The organism is Jatrophihabitans sp. YIM 134969 (assembly GCF_054456675.1).
The window spans coordinates 1-16,826 of sequence record NZ_JBTJEQ010000071.1; the positions used below are offsets into that span (position 1 = coordinate 1).

The following is a 16,826-nucleotide window of genomic DNA, read 5'->3' on the forward strand; positions in this document are numbered from 1 at the left end:
GCGGCCGGCGGCGGCGACGACGTCGGCAACCCCGGCGCCGGGCCGGCGACGGCTCCGAACGCCCTGGGCCGCGGCGGCTCCAGCGCGACCCCGTGCGGTGCGGCCGGTGGTGGCGGCGGCTACTTCGGCGGCGGCTCCGGCAACTGCGACACCACTCCCCCGCCGGCGACCGACCTCACCAGCACCGCGAAGAGCGGTGGCAGCTACGCCGGTCTGGGCGTCGCGGGCAAGGCCGGGGCCAAGGCCGTCGAGACCATCTACAACGCCGGTGGCGGCGGCGGTGGCGGCGGTTTCGCCGCGAAGGGTGTCTCGCTGGTCGAGACCAGCCTCACCAGCGGCCTCGACAACGGCCGCGTCAGCCTGGCCTACACGAGCGCGCCGACCACGACGACGCTCGCGTCGGACGTGACGACCCTCGCGCCGGGCCAGGAGACGACCATCAACGCGACCGTCGACGGGCCCGACCTCACCATCGTCGGTGACGACGAGCAGGCGGACAGCCCGGCGTTGGCGAAGGCCGCCGCGGCGTTCGGCGCCCCGAACGCCGCCAAGGCCGCCGCGGTCCCGACCAAGCCCGCCGCGCTCGGCACGACGCTCACCCCGGGCACCGCGTGCGGCACCGAGCCGTGCACCGTGACCTTCTTCGTCAACGGCAAGCAGCTCGCCGACCCGATCGACGTCGACCCGGCAACCGGCGTCGCCTCGGTCATCTTCACCGCGGGTTCGGACCAGGGCGTCCGCGTGGTCACGGCCCGGTACGACGGCAACCTGTACTACCTGCAGTCGGCCTCCGGCCCGCTGTCGATCACGGTCGCGGGTCTCGCGAACACCGGCCCGAGCAACGTGGCGCCGATGCTCGTGAGCTCGGTCGTGCTGCTCGCCGCCGGTGCGGGTCTGGTGGCCTTCGGCCGCCGTCGCCCGCAGGTGGGCGGGCACCGCGCCGCCTGATCCACCGGCACCACACGAACGGCCCCGGGCACCCGCCCGGGGCCGTTCGTCGTGTCCGGGAACCCGGCGTGACGGCGGGAGTCAGGGGGCGACGGTCAGACCCCACACCGCGTCGCCGATGGCGACGTCGCCGCCGGTGAGTTCCAGCGTGAGCCCCGCCGTGGCGGGGGTGTCGAGCAGCGCGAGCACCACGGCCGCGACGTCGGCGCGGGTCACCTGCCCGCGTGCGACGGTGGGGGCGAGCGTCACGGTGCCGGTCGGTGGGTCGTCGGTGAGCCCGCCCGGCCGCAGGATGGTCGTCTGCAGTGCCGACCGCACCCGGACGTCGTCCTCGGCGGCGGTCTTGGCCTCGAGGTAGGCGGCGAAGACCTCGTCGGTGCCGGGCGGCGGCGGCGAGCCCGCCCCCATCGAGGAGATCAGCACGTAGCGGCGCACACCCGCGGCGACCGCGGCGTCGGCGAGCAGGACCGCGGCCGCGCGGTCGACCGTGTCCTTGCGGGCGATGCCGCTGTTCGGTCCCGCCCCCGCCGCGAAGACCACGGCGTCGGCGCCGGCGAGGTGGGGCGCGAGCTCGTCGGCCGAGCTGGACTCGAGGTCCAGGACGACGGCCGAGGCCCCCGCCCGCACGAGGTCCGGCTCCTGACCCGGGGAGCGGATGATCCCGACGGCCGTGTCGCCGCGGTCGGCGAGCAGGCGTTCGAGGTGGCGGGCGATCTGGCCGTGTCCTCCGGCGATGACGATGTGCACGTCGGTCGTCCTACCCCACGCTGATGGGCAGCTGCGCCAGACCGCGCAGCGCGAGGGTGGTGCGCCGTACCGGCGGGCCGGCGAGCTCGACCCGGCCGAACCGGGTGACCAGCCCCCGCAGCGCGGCCGCGGTCTCCAGCCGCGCGAGCGGCGCGCCGACGCAGTGGTGGATGCCGCCACCGAACGACACCGACGACGGCCCGGCACGGCCCAGCCGCAACCGGTCGGGCTGGTCGAACACCTCGGGGTCGCGGTTGGCCGAGCCGAGCAGCGAGACCACCCGCTGGCCCGCGTGCAGCCGCACCGGGCCGATCTCGACGTCCTCGGTGGCGGCGCGGCCGAACTGCACCTGGGTGGGCGAGTCGAACCGGAGCAGTTCCTCGGTGGCCGTGGCCGAGGCCTCGGGGTGGGCCTGCAGCCAGGCCAGCTGGTCGGGCGCCTCGAGGATCGCCAGCAGGCCGTTGCCCAGCAGCCCGGTCGTGGTCTCGAAGCCCGCGGCGAGCAACAGCGCCACCAACGAGACGAGCTCGGCGCGGGTCAGGCCGTCGCCCTCCGCCTCGACGAGCGCGGACACCAGGTCGTCGCGCGGAGCCGCCTGGCGGTCGGAGGCGAGCTCGTCGAGGTAGTCGGCGATGGCGGTCGCGGCGACGTCGGCGGTGTCCACGGCCAGCGGTGACAGCAGTTCCAGCACCCCGGCCCAGTCGTGGACGAGCTGCTGGAACCTCGGCCGGTCGGCGGCGGGGATCCCCAGCAGTTCGCCGATCACGGTGACGGGCAACGGGAACGCGAACGCGTCGACGAAGTCGACCGTTTCCCCGGTGTCCAGGGCGTCGAGGAAGCCCGCCACGATCGCATCGACGGCCGGGGCGAGCGCCGCGACGCGGCGGGGCGTGAACACCGCCGACACCAGCCCCCGCAGCCGGGTGTGGTCCGGCGGGTTGAGGAACAGGATGCTGCCGAACATCATCGCCAGCGACGGCCGCTGCTCCCAGTCGCTGAAGCCCGCGGCCTCCAGCACGCGGGCGGGGTTCTTGCGCAGCCGCGGCTCCCGGGCGACCGCACCGACCCCGCGGTAGCCGGTGACGACGGCCGCGCCGTCCGGTGCCGTCAGCGCCGGACCGAGCGCGCGCAGCGCGGCGTAGGTGGGGTACGGGTCGTCGCGGGTGAGGGGATCGGACAGCGCGTGCAGGAGTTCGCCGACCCGCTCGGTCGGATCGTGCCGCGTCGCACTCGTGGTCACCCGGTGGTCTCCCGTCGTCCGCTGCGGACGCTAGACCCCGGATCCGACACCGACCAGCACCCTGGAGCGCCCGATCAGCCCAGCGGGCTCTTCGGCAGCAACCGGTCGGCGACGATCTTCTGCTGGATCTGGCTGGTGCCCTCGAAGATCGTCGTCAACCGGGCGTCGCGCCAGTAACGCTCGACCTGCCGCTCGGTGGTGTAGCCGTTGCCGCCGTGCAACTGCATGGCGTCGCCGGTGACCTCGACCGCCATCTCGGTGGCGAGGAGCTTGACCATCGCCGACTCCGTCTGCCCGCTCTCGCCCAGGTCGAGCCGATGCGCGACCTGCAGCACGAACGCCCGGGCCTGCTCGACCCGCGCGGCCATGGTGGCGAGGGTGAAGCGCAGCGCCTGGAAGTCACCGATCGGGTGACCGAACTGCTCGCGCTCCTGCAGGTAGACCGTGGTGTCCTCGACCGCGGCACGCGCGAGCCCGACGGCCCGTGCCGCGGTGTGGACGCGCGCGATGTTGAGCCAGGTCTGCGTCTGCTTGAACGCAGCGGTGTCGCCGTCGCCACCGACCCGGTTCGCGGCCGGCACCCGCACGCCGTCGAACTCGAGCTCCCACGTGAGGAAGCCGTGGTAGCCGATCTTGTCGATGGTGTGGCCGGTCAGCCCGGGTGGGAACTCCCCGGGCTCCTTCTCGACGATGAGCGTGGCGAGCCCCGCCGACCGCTTCTCGCCGGGCGCCGGGTCGTCCACCCGGCACAGCAACTGGATGAAGTCCGCGGCCTTGGCGTTGCCGATCCAGCGTTTGCGGCCGGTGACGACGTAGTGGTCGCCGTCGAGCACCGCCCGGGTGCTGACGGCGGCGAGGTCGGACCCGGCGTCGGGCTCGGAGAACCCCGCAGCGCCGATCCAGCGGCCGGCGGCGCTGCGGCGCAACAGGTCACGGCGCTTGGCGTCGTCGGCGAAGTCGGTGCCGAGGCCCTGGGCCCGCGCGATGATGCTCGCCACCGACATCCAGGCCCGGGCCAGTTCCTCGGCGACCAGGCAGTACTCGACGACCCCGAGCCCCATCCCGCCGTACTCGGTGGGCACGGTGATGCCGAACCAGCCCTCGCGGCCCATGGCCTCGACCAGGGAACGGGGCATCTCGCCCTTCTGGGGGTCGAGTTCGTCGGCGAGTGGCTTGACGACGTCACGCGCGAACTCCCGCGCCCGCCGCTGCAGGGCCTCCCGCTCCGGGGTGTGGAACGGGGCGGGGACGACGGGTGGGTCGACGACGACCGGATCAGCCATGCCGATGTCGTTCCCAGCGAAGGCGCCCGGCCGCACTCGGAGTCTGCACCGTCATACGGGTGCAGACTCCGAGCGCCTGGACCGACGACGCGGCGGTGACCGAGCGGGGTGCCGATCAGTCGGGAACGGGTGCGTCCTCCGCAGCGGCCTCGGACAGCGGCGCCGGTGCCGAGGGGTGGTGCGAGGTGGCGGCGCGGAACGCCTTCTCGACCAGGTCGAGGCCCTCGAGCAGCAGGTCCTCGCCGATGACGAGCGGGGGCAGGAACCGCAGCACGTTGCCGTAGGTCCCGGCCGTCAGGACGATGACGCCCTCGCGGGCGCAGGCGGCGGCGATCGTCGCCGTGAGCTGGGCGTCGGGGGTCTTGGTCACCGGGTCGGAGACGAGTTCGACCGCGATCATGGCGCCGCGGCCACGGATGTCGCCGATGGCCGGGAACTGCTCCCGCATCGCCGTGAGCTTGCCGATCATGAGCTCCTCGATGCGGCGGGCGGCCGCCGGGAGGTCCTCGGTCCTCATCGTCGCGATCGCACCCAGCGCCGCGGCGCAGGCCACCGGGTTGCCGCCGTAGGTCCCGCCGAGGCCGCCCACGTGCACGCTGTCCATGAGCTCGGCCCGGCCGGTGACTCCCGCGAGCGGCAGACCGCCGGCGATGCCCTTGGCCGTCGTGACGAGGTCGGGTTCGAGCCCTTCGTACTCCGAGGCGAACCAGGCGCCGGTGCGGCAGAAGCCGGTCTGGATCTCGTCCGCGATGAACACGATGCCGTGTTCATTGCACCATGCAGCGATCTTCGCGAGGAAGCCCGGTGCGGGAACGACGAAGCCACCCTCGCCCTGGATCGGCTCGACGATGACGGCCGCGACGCGGTCCTCGCCGACCTGGGCGTGGATCTGTGACGTGACGGCGGCGAACGCCTCCTCCGCGACTGTTGCAGGGTCAGCCGATCCCGGCCAGCGGTACGGGTAGGCCATCGGCACCCGGTAGACCTCGCCGGCGAACGGGCCGAAGCCGTCCTTGTACGGCATGTTCTTCGCGGTCAACGCCATCGTGAGGTTGGTGCGGCCGTGGTAGGCGTGGTCGAAGGCGACCACGGCGTCCCGACCGGTCGCGCGCCGCGCGATCTTGATCGCGTTCTCGACCGCCTCGGCGCCGGAGTTGAACAGCGCGGACTTCTTGGCGAACGTGCCGGGCGTCAGCCGGTTGAGCGCCTCGCACACCTCGACGTACCCCTCGTAGGGCGTGATCGTGAAGCAGGTGTGGGTGAAGTCCTGCACCTGGTCGGTGACGGCCGCGACGACCGCGGGCGCGGAGTTGCCCACCGAGGTCACGGCGATGCCCGAGCCGAGGTCGATGAACTGGTTCCCGTCGACGTCCACGACGATCCCGCCGGCGGCCTGGGCCGCGTAGACCGGCATCGCACTGCCGACCCCGGACGCGACGGCCGACTGGCGCCGGGCGTGCAACTCCGCCGACTTCGGACCCGGGACCGGGGTGACGAGCACCCGCTTCTGCACGACGTCGCTCATGGGCCAGAGCGTATGCCCGATGGGGACCCGTCCGGCCGACGACCTTGTACCGCCTGCGCGACCACCGGAACATCAGCCTCCTCCACCGAGAGGACCCGCCATGCGCCGTCCCGTCCGTACCGCCGCCGTCGTGGCGTCGACCCTCGCCGTCGTCGTCGCCGCCCTCGTCGCCCCGGCGACCGCGCGCGCCGACGACACCTGCACGATCTCGTGGACCGGTGGCACCGGGAACTGGAGCGACCCGACCCGGTGGTCGCCCGCGCGCGTGCCGACGACCGAGGACGCCGTCTGCGTGGTCCGTGCCGCCGGCGCCTCCCCCGTGGCGGTGCGGGTGCGCACGTCGACCGAGGTCCAACGTCTCACCCTGCGGGGCGGCACTCTCTCGCTGCCGGGCGGCTCGTACTTCGACGTCCACGACGTGGTCGCCGCGCGGGCGGCGTTGACCGGCGGCGGTGCCGTGCGCGGATCGGTCGGCATCGTCGACCTCACGGACACCGCGTTGCGCGGGGTGCACCTGTCCACCAGCGGCGGGTTGCGGCTGTCCCGCGGCGTCACCTTCACCGGCGGCAGCACCGTCGACGCCAGCGGTTTCACCGACCTGCGCCCGGGTGTCCGCGTGGTCGACGGCGACGGCAACGCCGCGAACCACGTCCAGGTCTCGGGTTTCACGCTGTACCTGTCCGGGTCGGTCTTCGTCGGCGTCGCCCTGAACCTGCGCAACGCCTCGGTCTTCTGCCGTGGTGACCTGGTCCTGGCGCGTCTGGACAACCTCACCAGCGACGGCGTCCTGGACGGCGGTTCCGACTCGACGGTCCAGCTCGACAGTTCTGTCACCGGTTCCATCACGCTCCCGCGCACGATCACCGCGATCGGGAAGAAGGCACGGGTGTTCGCGGGCGGCCTCCGGACCCCCGAGGGTGCGGACGCGCTGCGCGACCTGCGCCGGGTCGACGGCACGCTCGGCCTCGACCGCACCCTCACCACGGGGGCGATCACCGTGCGCGGCAGCGTGGTGACGAGCCAACCGCTCTCGGTGCCGATCCTCACCGTGCGCAGCGGAGGGTTCCTCTCGACGCAGCGGGTGCTCGGAACCCTCGTGTGCGGCGGCAGTTGCTCCATCCCGGGCGCTCGTCTCGAGCGACTGACGGTGCAGGCCGGTGCCACGGTCTACACCGACGCGACCGAACCGGTCACGGTCACCACCGACGCCCAGCTCGACGGCACGCTGGCCGTGTCGCTGCCCTTCGGCCAACCCCCGGCGGGCACGAAGGTCGTGCTGCTCACCGCCGCCGGCGGGGTCCGGGGGACGTTCGCGACGGTGCGCGCCGACCGGAACAGCCGCACGGTCACGCCCGCCTACCGACCGACCTTCGTCACCGGCACGATCGGGAACGCCGCGTGAATCAGTCGATCGCGTGCATGACGTGCTTGATGCGGGTGTAGTCCTCGAGGCCGTAGACCGAGAGGTCCTTGCCGTACCCGGAGTGCTTGAACCCGCCGTGCGGCATCTCGGCGACGATCGGGATGTGGCAGTTGACCCACACGCAGCCGAAGTCCAGGCGGCGGGTCATCCGCATCGCCCGGCCGTGGTCGGCCGTCCAGACGCTCGAGGCGAGGCCGTACTGCACCCCGTTCGCCCAGCGCACGGCTTCGTCCTCGTCGGTGAACTGTTGCATCGTGATCACCGGCCCGAAGAACTCGTTCTGGCTGGCTTCGTCGTCCTGCTGCAGGTCGGCGACGACGGTCGGCTCGTAGAAGAACCCGCTGCCCCCGACGGCCTTCCCGCCCGCCAACACCCGGGCGTGATCGGGCAGCCGGTCGATGAGACCACCGACGTGGGCGAGCTGGTTGGCGTTGTTGAGCGGCCCGAACGCGGCGTCGGCGTTGCTGGGCGGGCCGACGACGGTGTTGCGGGCCTGCTCGGCCAGGGCATCGGCGAGGTCCCCCGCGACGCGCGGTGAGACCAGCACGCGGGTGGCGGCGGTGCAGTCCTGACCGGCGTTGAAGAAGCCCGCGCCGGCGATTCCCTCGGCGGCCACGGCGATGTCGGCGTCGTCGAACACCACGACGGGCGCCTTGCCGCCGAGCTCGAGGTGCACGCGCTTGAGATCGTGCGAGGCGGTCTCCGCGACCTGCATGCCCGCGCGCACCGAACCCGTGATCGACACCATGGCCGGGGTCGGGTGGGCCACGAGGGCCTTGCCGGTGTCACGGTCGCCGGTGACGACGTTGAGCACGCCGGGCGGGAAGCACTCCAGGCCGATCTCGCCGAGGATGACGCTCGACAACGGCGTGGTGTCGGACGGCTTGAGGACGACGGTGTTGCCCGCGGCGAGCGCGGGCGCGATCTTCCAGATCGCCATCATCAACGGGTAGTTCCAGGGCGTCACCTGGCCGACCACACCGACCGGTTCGCGGCGGACGTACGAGGTGTAGCCACGCATGTACTCGCCGGCGCTGCGGCCCTCGAGCACCCGGGCGGCACCGGCGAAGAAGCGCACCTGGTCGACCGACGGCGGCAGCTCCTCCGACCGGGTCAGCTCGACCGGCTTACCGGTGTTCTGGCACTCGGCGGCGATGATCTCCTCGGCCCGGTCCTCCATGAGCGAGGCGAACTTCAGCAGGGCGTTCTGCCGCTCGCTGGGGGTGGTGTAGCGCCAGGTCTCGAACGCGGTGGCGGCCGCGCCGTACGCACGGTCGACGTCCTCCTCGCCGGAGAGCGGGGCGGTCGCGAAGACCTCGCCGGTGGAGGGATCGACGATGTCGGTGCGCCGGCCGTCCGCCGCCTCGACCCGTTCGCCGCCCACGATGTTGCTGATCGCCTGCGCCATGGCGCGACGGTACTACGCCGTCCACGCCCGCCGAAATAACCGATTCGGTGGTCTGACGTGCTCCTTGCGACCGTTTCCGTGTTGGAGCAGGCGTGCCACCGTCAGCTCGGCGCAGCCGCGTAGTAGCCCTGCACGTCGACCAGCACGTCGAGCTGACCGCCGTTGTTGTAGATCGAGAACGCCCCGCCCGCGCTCAGCGCCGAGAGCGCGAGGTTGTCGAACAGGCCGTGCGCGGGCTGCGGCAGCAACGAGGTGACGAGCGGGCGAGCGGTGCCGGTCCGCCACGCGGTGAGGTAGCTCGGCGCCGAGTTGTCGACGGCGGTGAGCGAGAAGGACACCGCCGTGGCACCCACCGGCACGGCCGACGACGCCGGCACCCGTGCCCCGACCACCGGGATCGAGCGGGTGACCCGCGGCCCGAACGGGGTGGCCGAGCCGGCCCGGGAGTCGTAGTAGCGGTACGGGGAGACGGGCGTGAACCGGCCGCTCGCCGACGGCGCGTAGTAGCCGACGACGTCGACGATGACGTCGGTGCGGGCCTGCGCGAAGGCCGTGACCGTGCCGTCCGCGCCGATGGTCGCGACGACCGCCGTCGCGACGGGCCGACCCGGGCCGGCCTGCACGTTCGACACCCGCGGCACCCCGCCGGCGAGCCCGGTCGGGTAGACGGTGACGTAGCCCGAGGTCGTCGCGTTCACCGACTGCACGAGCAGTTCGACACCGGTGGCGTCGGCCGGCACGCCGGTCCGCACCCCGCTGACGCCGTCGCGCACGGGCACCACGATGCTGCCGCCGGAGCGGGTCGGGGCGTCGGCGTTACCCCGGGTGTCGGCCACGCGCACCGGGGTGGTCGCGCCGTAGGACTGGTTGTGCGCGAACACCGGCGGGTCGCCGGGGGCGGCGTAGAAGCCGACCACGTCGAGGATGAAGCCCGCGGTGCCGGCGAAGTTGTAGATCGAGAGCGCGCCACCGGCGCCCAGCTTGACCTTCGCCAGGGTGGCCTTGTTGCCGCTGCCGGCCAGGGCGTTCGCGTTCGACACCACCGGCCGGTTCTCGCCCGCCGGCCAGAGCGTCAGGTACGTCCGCGCGCTCGGGGCGAGCAGCGTCAACGACACGACGACCGCCGAGACGCCGCTGGCCGGGACGCCCGCGCGGCCGGCCACCGGCACGGTCCGGGTGGCACCGCGGCCCAGCGGTCCGCCGACCTGACGGGAGTCGACCAGGCGGACCGGGCCGACCGGGGTGAGGTCGCCCCCGCCCGGACTCGCGTTGCCGGTGATCGGCAGTGACGCCGCCGACGGGTCCGAGTCACCCGCGGCCGTCCCGGCCACGGCGGTGTAGGTGACGGTGGTGCCGTCGGCGAGCGAGGGGACGGTGACGAACGCGTCGCCGGTGGCGGAGACCGTGGCCCGGGGCGAGAGCGTGCCGTCGGAGCCGACGACGGCGACGCTCCTGGCCCGCACCCCGGTCGCGGCGACCCGCACGCCGACGACCGCGCCGCCCGCGGTGGTCGGGACGGCCGAGAGGACGGTGGGGGCGTCCGGGCGGGCGGCGCCGCTGACGACGTTCACGTACACCGTGACGCTGCGGCCGGTCGTGGCACCGGTGACGACGACCCGCTTCGTGCCGACCACGCCGGTGGTCCACGTCAGCGTGCCCGAGCCGAAGTCCGAGGCCGTGCCCGACGCCACGACGGTGCCGTCGCCGCCGGAGTCGGCGGTCGCGGTGACCGGCTCGTCGACGCCGAAGCCGGACAGCTGCAAGGTGGCCGTCGCTCCGACGGTGACGGTCTGGGTGGCCGGGGTGACCGCCAGCGGCGCGACGGTGACGGGCACGGTCGCGGTGAGGGCGGACGTCGTGCCCGTGACGGTGAGCGACACGGTGCCGGTGACGTCGACAGGGAGGACGAGGTCGTCGGCGTAGGTGCCGTACGCGTCCACGGTCGCGGTGCCGACCACCTGCCCCGCGACGGTGAACTGCACCGTCTCGCCCGGGACGAGGTTCGAGCCCGTGAGGTGCAGCGGCGCTCCCCCGGGGACGGTGGCCGGGTCGGCCGCCAGGAGCGGGGCGAACAGGCCGGGGCCGCGGGGGGTGCCGAGGCCGGTGGGGCCGTCCCACCCGGCGCGGGCGGTGCAGATCGGCTTCGAGGCGCAGCCGAGGGCCGCGGTGCGGTTGCTCCCGGTGGTGAGGTCGACCAGGCCGTCGGGCGCGCCGAAGCGGGCCAAGGTGTAGGCGACGTCGGTGATGGAGGAGCCGCTCGGTCGCGGGCCGGCGTACGCCGCGAGCGCCGCGACCAGCTGCACCGACAGGCTGGTGCCACCCTCGACCGACCACCCGCCGCGGTAGAGCGGGAAGCCCGAGCCCGCGACGTCGGCGATGGCCGACATGTCGGCCGAGGCCCGCGCCGGGCCGCCGCCCGCGACGGAGCACCGGCTGTACGGCACGATCCCCGCGTCGCTGAAGTAGGCCGCCTGCGCGGCGGGCCGCGGGAACGCGAACGAGCACCCGCTGCCGGCGTCCGACCACGCCGTCTCGCTCAGCACGGTGCCGTCGACCGCCACGCTCGCGCTCGTCCCGCCGACCGCCACCACGCTGGGCGACGACGCCGGGAAGTAGGCCTGGTTGTAGTACGGGTCGCCCGGGTCCCGGTCGAGGTTCTGCCACGCGTGGTCACCCGACCCGGCGAACACCGGGACGGTGACCTCCGACCAGTAGTCACGTTGGGCGTCGACCATGTCCTCGGACTCGCCGCCCGCGAAGCTGTTGCTGATGACGGTCGCGCCGAGGGTCTGGGCCCGGACCACCGCGGGGCCGAGCGCCTGCGTGAGGCTGGTGCTGTCGGCTTCGACCACGAGGATCGAGCAACCGGGGCACAGCGCCGACACCGCCTCCGCGTCGAGCGTGGCCTCCTTCTCCCACGTCTCGTTCTCGTAGACCGGCGGCACGGGCGAGGTCCGACTCTTGCCGGGGGGCACGGTGAGGCCGCGTTGGTCGACCTTGCGCAGGCACCCGTTGGCCGTCGTGCAGGCGGGCAGGCCCCAGGTGGAGCGGAACTCGGCGAGGTCGGACTCGAGGTCCGGGGCGTCGTAGGCCACGACGATCCCGACGGTGGTGCCCGCCGGCGGGCTCGCGCCGCGCACGCCGTAGATCGTCTGCAACTGGCGCGGGGTGATGCCGTCGGGGACCGGAGCGGCCGCCGCCGGCGGAGCGGCCGCGACCCAGGCCGACACGAGCACGAGCAGCACCGTCAGCAGCGTCGCGCCGGAGGCCCGCCGGGTGGCAGCGGCTCGGGTGTTCACGCCGTGATCCCTCGCCGGTGGTCTCAGGGGGTGCTGGTGACGGGTGGGAGGAGCGTGCCGACGGTACCCCGCCCGGGCTACAGTGGCCGGATCATGCGCGTGGCTCTGCTCCTTCGCCGCCGCGACGAGGCCCGGTAGACCCGGTCGGCCCCTCGTCGCGGGAGCTGGTCGTGCCGATCGCCGTACCGACCCGCTGACACCTCCAGGAGCCGACCACCGTGAACGCCACGTCCTTCCCGCAGCAGCCCTCCGGCATGCCCTGCCACCGCTACCGCCCCTTCCCGACCGTCGACCTGCCCGACCGGCAGTGGCCCGGCCGCACCGTGACCACGGCGCCGCGCTGGCTCGCCACCGACCTGCGCGACGGCAACCAGTCGCTCATCGACCCGATGAACGCGGCCCGCAAGCGCACGATGTTCGACCTGCTCGTGCGCCTGGGCTACAAGGAGATCGAGGTCGGGTTCCCGGCCGCGAGCCAGACCGACTTCGACTTCGTCCGTGAGCTCATCGAGTCCGACCGCGTCCCCGCCGACGTCCGCATCTCGGTGCTGACCCAGGCCCGCGAGGAACTCATCGAGCGCACGGTGCAGTCGCTGGTCGGCGCGAAGCAGGCGACCGTGCACATGTACAACGCGGCCGCGCCGGTGTTCCGGCGGACCGTCTTCGGGTTCCCCGGTGACGGCCGGGCCGAGACCCGCGCCATCGCGGTCGACGGCACCCGGCACGTCATGAAGTACGCCGAGCTGCTGCTGGGCGACGCCACCGAGTTCGGCTACGAGTACTCCCCCGAGATCTTCATGGACACCGAGCTGGACTTCTCGTTGGAGATCTGCGGCGCGGTGATGGACGTCTGGCAGCCCTCGTCCGACCGCGAGATCGTGCTGAACCTGCCGTGCACGGTCGAGCGTTCGACCCCCAACGTCTACGCCGACCAGATCGAGTGGATGAGCCGGAACCTGCCGCAGCGCGACCACGTCGCCCTCTCGGTCCACACCCACAACGACCGCGGGACGGCCGTCGCGGACGCCGAACTGGCGGTGCTCGCGGGCGCCGACCGGGTCGAGGGGTGCCTGTTCGGCAACGGCGAGCGCGGCGGCAACGTCGACCTGGTGACCCTCGGGCTCAACCTGTTCACGCAGGGCATCGACCCGATGGTCGACTTCTCCGACATCGACGAGATCCGCCGGACGGTCGAGTACTGCAACCGCATCGGCGTGCACGAGCGGCACCCCTACGTCGGCGACCTCGTCTACACGTCGTTCTCCGGCTCGCACCAGGACGCGATCAAGAAGGGCTTCGACGCCCTCGAGCGCGCCGCGGCGGAGGCCGGCCGGCCGGTCTCGGACATGCCCTGGGAGATCCCGTACCTGCCGATCGACCCCAAGGACGTCGGGCGCTCGTACGAGGCGGTCATCCGCGTCAACAGCCAGTCCGGCAAGGGCGGCGTCGCGTACCTCATGAAGACCGACCACGCGCTCGACCTGCCGCGCCGCCTGCAGATCGAGTTCAGCCAGGTCATCCAGCGCCACGCCGAGGGGACGGCCGGGGTCGCCACCTCGGTGCTGTTGCCCGAGGGCGGCGAGGTCGACAGCGCGACGATGTACGCGATCTTCGAGGCCGAGTACCTCGCCCCGGGCGACTTCCGGCTCGAGCGGTTCGCGACGTCGTCGCGCGACGGCGTCGAGCGGGTCGAGGCCACCGTGACCGCGTTCGGCAAGCCCTACGACCTGGTCGGGGTCGGCAACGGCCCGATCTCCGCGTTGTGCCAGGCGTTGTCCGAGGTCGACCTCGGCTTCGGCGGCATCGCGGTCAAGCTGCACGACTACTCCGAGCACACCCTGCGCGCCGACAAGGACGCCGAGGCCGCGGCCTACGTCGAGATGGAGATCGGCGACCGGGTGCTGTGGGGCGTCGGCATCAGCGAGTCGATCGTCGGGGCGTCGCTGTACGGCGTCATCGGGGCGATGAACCGGTACGCGCGCACGGCCCGGTGATCGTGGCTCAGGAGTAGGTGGCTCAGTAGTAGTACGGGTCGGAATTCGCGACGAGCGCCACCACGATGAGGATGCCGATCAGCAGCCCGAGGACCCCGCACACGAGACCGGCCACGGCCATCCCGATCCCCTGACCCCGGTTCCGGGCGACCGGGATGGCCACGCCGGAGAGCACGGTGCCGACCAGTGCGATGAGGGCGCCGAAGAACGGGATCCAGGACAGCACCAGACCGGTGATGCCACAGACCATGCCGGCGATGCCGAGACCGTTCTGGCCCGGGCCGGAGGCGACGACCGGGTAGCCGCCGTAGCCGGGCTGCTGCCCGTACCCCGACCCCTGGCCGTAGGCCGACCCCTGCTGCCCGTAGGCCGGTTGCCCGCCGTAGCCGGACGGCTGACCGTACGCCGCCTGCTGGCCGTAGCCGGACGGCTGCCCGTACGCCGCCTGCTGGCCGTAGCCCGCCTGCTGGCCGTACGGGGAGGCGGACTGTTCGCCGTACGACGGCGGTCCGCCGTACTGGTCGGGGGACGCCGCCTGCTGGCCGTAGCCCGACGGCTCGCCGTACGGCGTCGGCTGCTCGCCGTAGCCCTTCGGCTGCTCGCCGTAGGCCTTCGGCTGCTCGCCGTACGGCGTCGGCTGCTCGCCGTAGGGCGTGGGCTGCTCGCCGTAGGGCGTGGGCGCCGCCGGTTCCCCGTAGGGCGGCAGGTACTCGGTGGGGTTCGACGGCGATCCCCCGGAAGCGGCACCGGGCTCGGGTGCGGCGTCGGACGGCGGGTGGGACGTCATCGGGTGCTGCCTCTCGAGGGTCGTGGTCTCAAGCGTGAGCCGTGGGATCGGCCCGACGGGAAGCGCCCAGGGTCGCACACCGGGGCGTCACCGGGCGCGGTCAGCGGACGCGTCCGAGCCGCCGCCGCAGGACCAGGGCGGCCACCAGCAGCAGCAGGCCGCCGACGCCGACGACGCACGACAGCCAGAACGCCGTCCCGAGCAGGGCGGGCGGGTCACCGGGGTTGATCGAGGCCGTGGGCGCCTTCGCGGCGGCCGGCCCGAGCGGGGGCGAGACGACCTTGAGCGACTCGGCGTAGCGGGAGGTGAACGGCTTCGCCCCGGCGTAGACCGGGTTGCTCCCCGAGGAGTCCACGGCGTCGTCGACGAGCCGGTTCGCCGCCAGGGTGCCGTAGCCGTAGGCGCTGCTGTGCTGGCCCTTCGTCTGCCCGGGGCCCGGTTGCAGGGTGGCGATCAGCCGGGTGACCAGCTCCTCGGCGCTCAACTCGGGGTGCGCGGACCACGCCAGGGCGAGCGCGGCCGAGGTGATCGCCGTGGCCTGCGACGTGCCGTCGCCGGCGTAGCCCGTGCCGGGGACCCGTGAGAGCGAGGCGATGCCGACGCCGGGGGCGGTCATCGTGAGGTACGGGTGCTGGGAGGAGAACCCCGCGACCGTCCCGCTCGACGTGGTCGCGCCGACCGACACCACGCCGAGGCACACGCCGGGGTCCGCGACCGGGCTGCCCTTGAGGCCGTCGTTGCCCGAGGCCGCGACCAGCACGGCGCCCTTGCCCATGGCGTAGAAGACCGCCTCCTGTTCGGCGGCGGGGCACGGGACCGGGTCGGTCGAGGGGCTGCGTTCACCGCCGAGCGACATGCTGATGATCTTGGCGCCGTGGTCGGCGGCGTACCGGATGGCCTCGGGCAGCTGGTCGTCGTCGGAGGCGTCGGTGGTGCCCTGCAGCGGGATCGCGACCGGGAGGATCCGGGCGTCGGGCGCGAGGCCCGTGATCCCGTAGGCGCCGGGGTTCGCCACCATGATCGACGCCATCGCCGTGCCGTGGCCGAAGTCGTCGGTCGCCCGGTCGGTGCGGCCGTCGCCACCCGCCGTGCCGACGTCGGTGCCGGGCAGGATCTTGCCGGCGAACTCCGGCAGGCTCGCGTTCACACCGGTGTCCAGTTCGGCGATGACGACGCCCTGGCCGCGGGCGCCGCTCGCCCAGATCGCCGGGACGTCCCACTGGTCGAAGTAGTACTGCTTCGCGCCGGGCGGGCCGGGTGCGGCGGCCGCGGGTGACGCCGTGGCCAGGGACGTCGCCGCGACCACGACCGACGCCGCCAGGGCGGCGGCGCGGGCGCGTCGGCGCGCACGGTGGGTCACGAGCGGTCCCAGCTGACGGTCCCCGTGGCGCCGACCGGGACGGTGGCGGTGAAGGGCAGCGCGGTCGGGCCGCTGCGCCCGCGGGCGACGTTGTCGTAGTCGAGCACCTGCCACTTCCCGGAGGCGTCGACACTGCCCGTCACGACGAACGTCCCGGCGCTGCTCGGCGTGACCGCGACCCGGGCGTCGACCCGGTCCAGGCCCTGCAGCTCACCGGCGAACGATCCCGGGACCGAGCGCAGCACGGTGGTGCCGGAGCGGCCGGGCGCCGGCTGCGGGCAGTACGGGTCGACGTCCTCGCCGCCCGCGGCGCACGCGGTCAACGCGGCCAGGACCGACTTCAGGACGGTCGACCGGCCGGCCTCGGTGGGCTCGGCCGTCACCCGCAGCGCGGACTCGGTCCGCGACAACCGGACCACCCGCTCGTCGCCCGCGACCTGCACCAGCGGGGTGCGGTAGACGACCGGCACCGCGCCGGGGAACACCAGTTGCACGCCTCCGCTCGGGATCGCGAACGGGGTCGGAGCAGCGATCGCGGCCCACGTGGCCGCGGCGTCGACGCCGAGGCTGACCGGGACCGCGCTGCGGACGAGTCGCCAGCGGCCGTCGACCCGCGTGACGGCGACGACGTCGTCGACCCGCGTGGGGGATGCGCCGCCCAGCCGGTAGCCGACGTCGACGGTGGCGGTGTCGCCGCGGCGGGTCACCTCGCCGGTCGTGACGTCGGTGATCGGCGCGAGGGCGAGGGCCGCGCGCAGGACGTCGGCGCTGACCAGCGCGCGGCCGCCGCCCGGAACCGCGCCCGCGGCCAG

Annotated in this window: 11 protein-coding genes and 1 pseudogene; 3 read left to right on the plus strand and 9 right to left on the minus strand. The window is 73.5% G+C overall.

Annotation, left to right across the window (positions count from 1 at the left end):
• A pseudogene (locus ACXR2U_RS22630) lies at positions 1 to 948 on the plus strand (hypothetical protein); the annotation flags it as partial.
• Positions 949 to 1,029: 81 nt separating this feature from the next.
• On the opposite strand, the gene ACXR2U_RS22635 reads toward ACXR2U_RS22630, so the two are convergent.
• From ACXR2U_RS22635 to gabT, 4 genes are all read right to left on the minus strand, one after another.
• Positions 1,030 to 1,695, minus strand: a complete 666-nt coding sequence (locus ACXR2U_RS22635; RefSeq protein ID WP_458827353.1) for an SDR family oxidoreductase — start codon at positions 1,693 to 1,695, stop codon at positions 1,030 to 1,032.
• Positions 1,696 to 1,705: 10 nt separating this feature from the next.
• A complete protein-coding gene (locus tag ACXR2U_RS22640; protein ID WP_458827354.1) occupies positions 1,706 to 2,935 on the minus strand; it encodes a cytochrome P450 in 1,230 nt (409 codons plus the stop codon).
• 74 nt (positions 2,936 to 3,009) lie between these two features.
• Positions 3,010 to 4,218, minus strand: coding sequence for an acyl-CoA dehydrogenase family protein (locus ACXR2U_RS22645; RefSeq protein ID WP_458827355.1), 1,209 nt, complete (start codon positions 4,216 to 4,218; stop codon positions 3,010 to 3,012).
• A 115-nt stretch (positions 4,219 to 4,333) separates the two neighbouring features.
• Positions 4,334 to 5,743 (minus strand): 4-aminobutyrate--2-oxoglutarate transaminase, encoded by a 1,410-nt coding sequence (gene gabT / locus ACXR2U_RS22650; RefSeq protein ID WP_458827357.1) that lies wholly within the window; start codon positions 5,741 to 5,743, stop codon positions 4,334 to 4,336.
• A gap of 100 nt (positions 5,744 to 5,843) precedes the next feature.
• Between gabT and ACXR2U_RS22655 the strand changes: the two genes are divergently transcribed.
• On the plus strand, positions 5,844 to 7,145 hold the full coding sequence (locus tag ACXR2U_RS22655; protein WP_458827358.1) for a hypothetical protein: 1,302 nt from the start codon (positions 5,844 to 5,846) through the stop codon (positions 7,143 to 7,145).
• 1 nt (position 7,146) lies between these two features.
• Here ACXR2U_RS22655 and ACXR2U_RS22660 read toward each other — a convergent pair whose 3' ends face one another.
• Together ACXR2U_RS22660 and ACXR2U_RS22665 are read right to left on the minus strand one after the other, a co-directional pair.
• A complete protein-coding gene (locus tag ACXR2U_RS22660) occupies positions 7,147 to 8,574 on the minus strand; it encodes a gamma-aminobutyraldehyde dehydrogenase (RefSeq protein ID WP_458827359.1) in 1,428 nt (475 codons plus the stop codon).
• A gap of 101 nt (positions 8,575 to 8,675) precedes the next feature.
• Complete coding sequence (locus ACXR2U_RS22665) at positions 8,676 to 11,873, minus strand: hypothetical protein (protein ID WP_458827360.1); 3,198 nt, start codon at positions 11,871 to 11,873, stop codon at positions 8,676 to 8,678.
• Between the two features lie 254 nt (positions 11,874 to 12,127).
• Between ACXR2U_RS22665 and leuA the strand changes: the two genes are divergently transcribed.
• Positions 12,128 to 13,867 (plus strand): 2-isopropylmalate synthase, encoded by a 1,740-nt coding sequence (leuA, locus tag ACXR2U_RS22670; protein ID WP_458827365.1) that lies wholly within the window; start codon positions 12,128 to 12,130, stop codon positions 13,865 to 13,867.
• A 22-nt stretch (positions 13,868 to 13,889) separates the two neighbouring features.
• On the opposite strand, the gene ACXR2U_RS22675 is transcribed toward leuA, so the two are convergent.
• The 3 genes from ACXR2U_RS22675 to ACXR2U_RS22685 form a co-directional block, all read right to left on the minus strand.
• On the minus strand, positions 13,890 to 14,654 hold the full coding sequence (locus tag ACXR2U_RS22675; protein WP_458827361.1) for a DUF4190 domain-containing protein: 765 nt from the start codon (positions 14,652 to 14,654) through the stop codon (positions 13,890 to 13,892).
• A 100-nt stretch (positions 14,655 to 14,754) separates the two neighbouring features.
• A complete protein-coding gene (locus tag ACXR2U_RS22680; protein WP_458827362.1) occupies positions 14,755 to 16,014 on the minus strand; it encodes a S8 family peptidase in 1,260 nt (419 codons plus the stop codon).
• The coding region (locus ACXR2U_RS22685; protein ID WP_458827364.1) for a hypothetical protein at positions 16,011 to 16,826 on the minus strand (816 nt) is incomplete at its 5' end. The genes ACXR2U_RS22685 and ACXR2U_RS22680, both read right to left, overlap by 4 nt.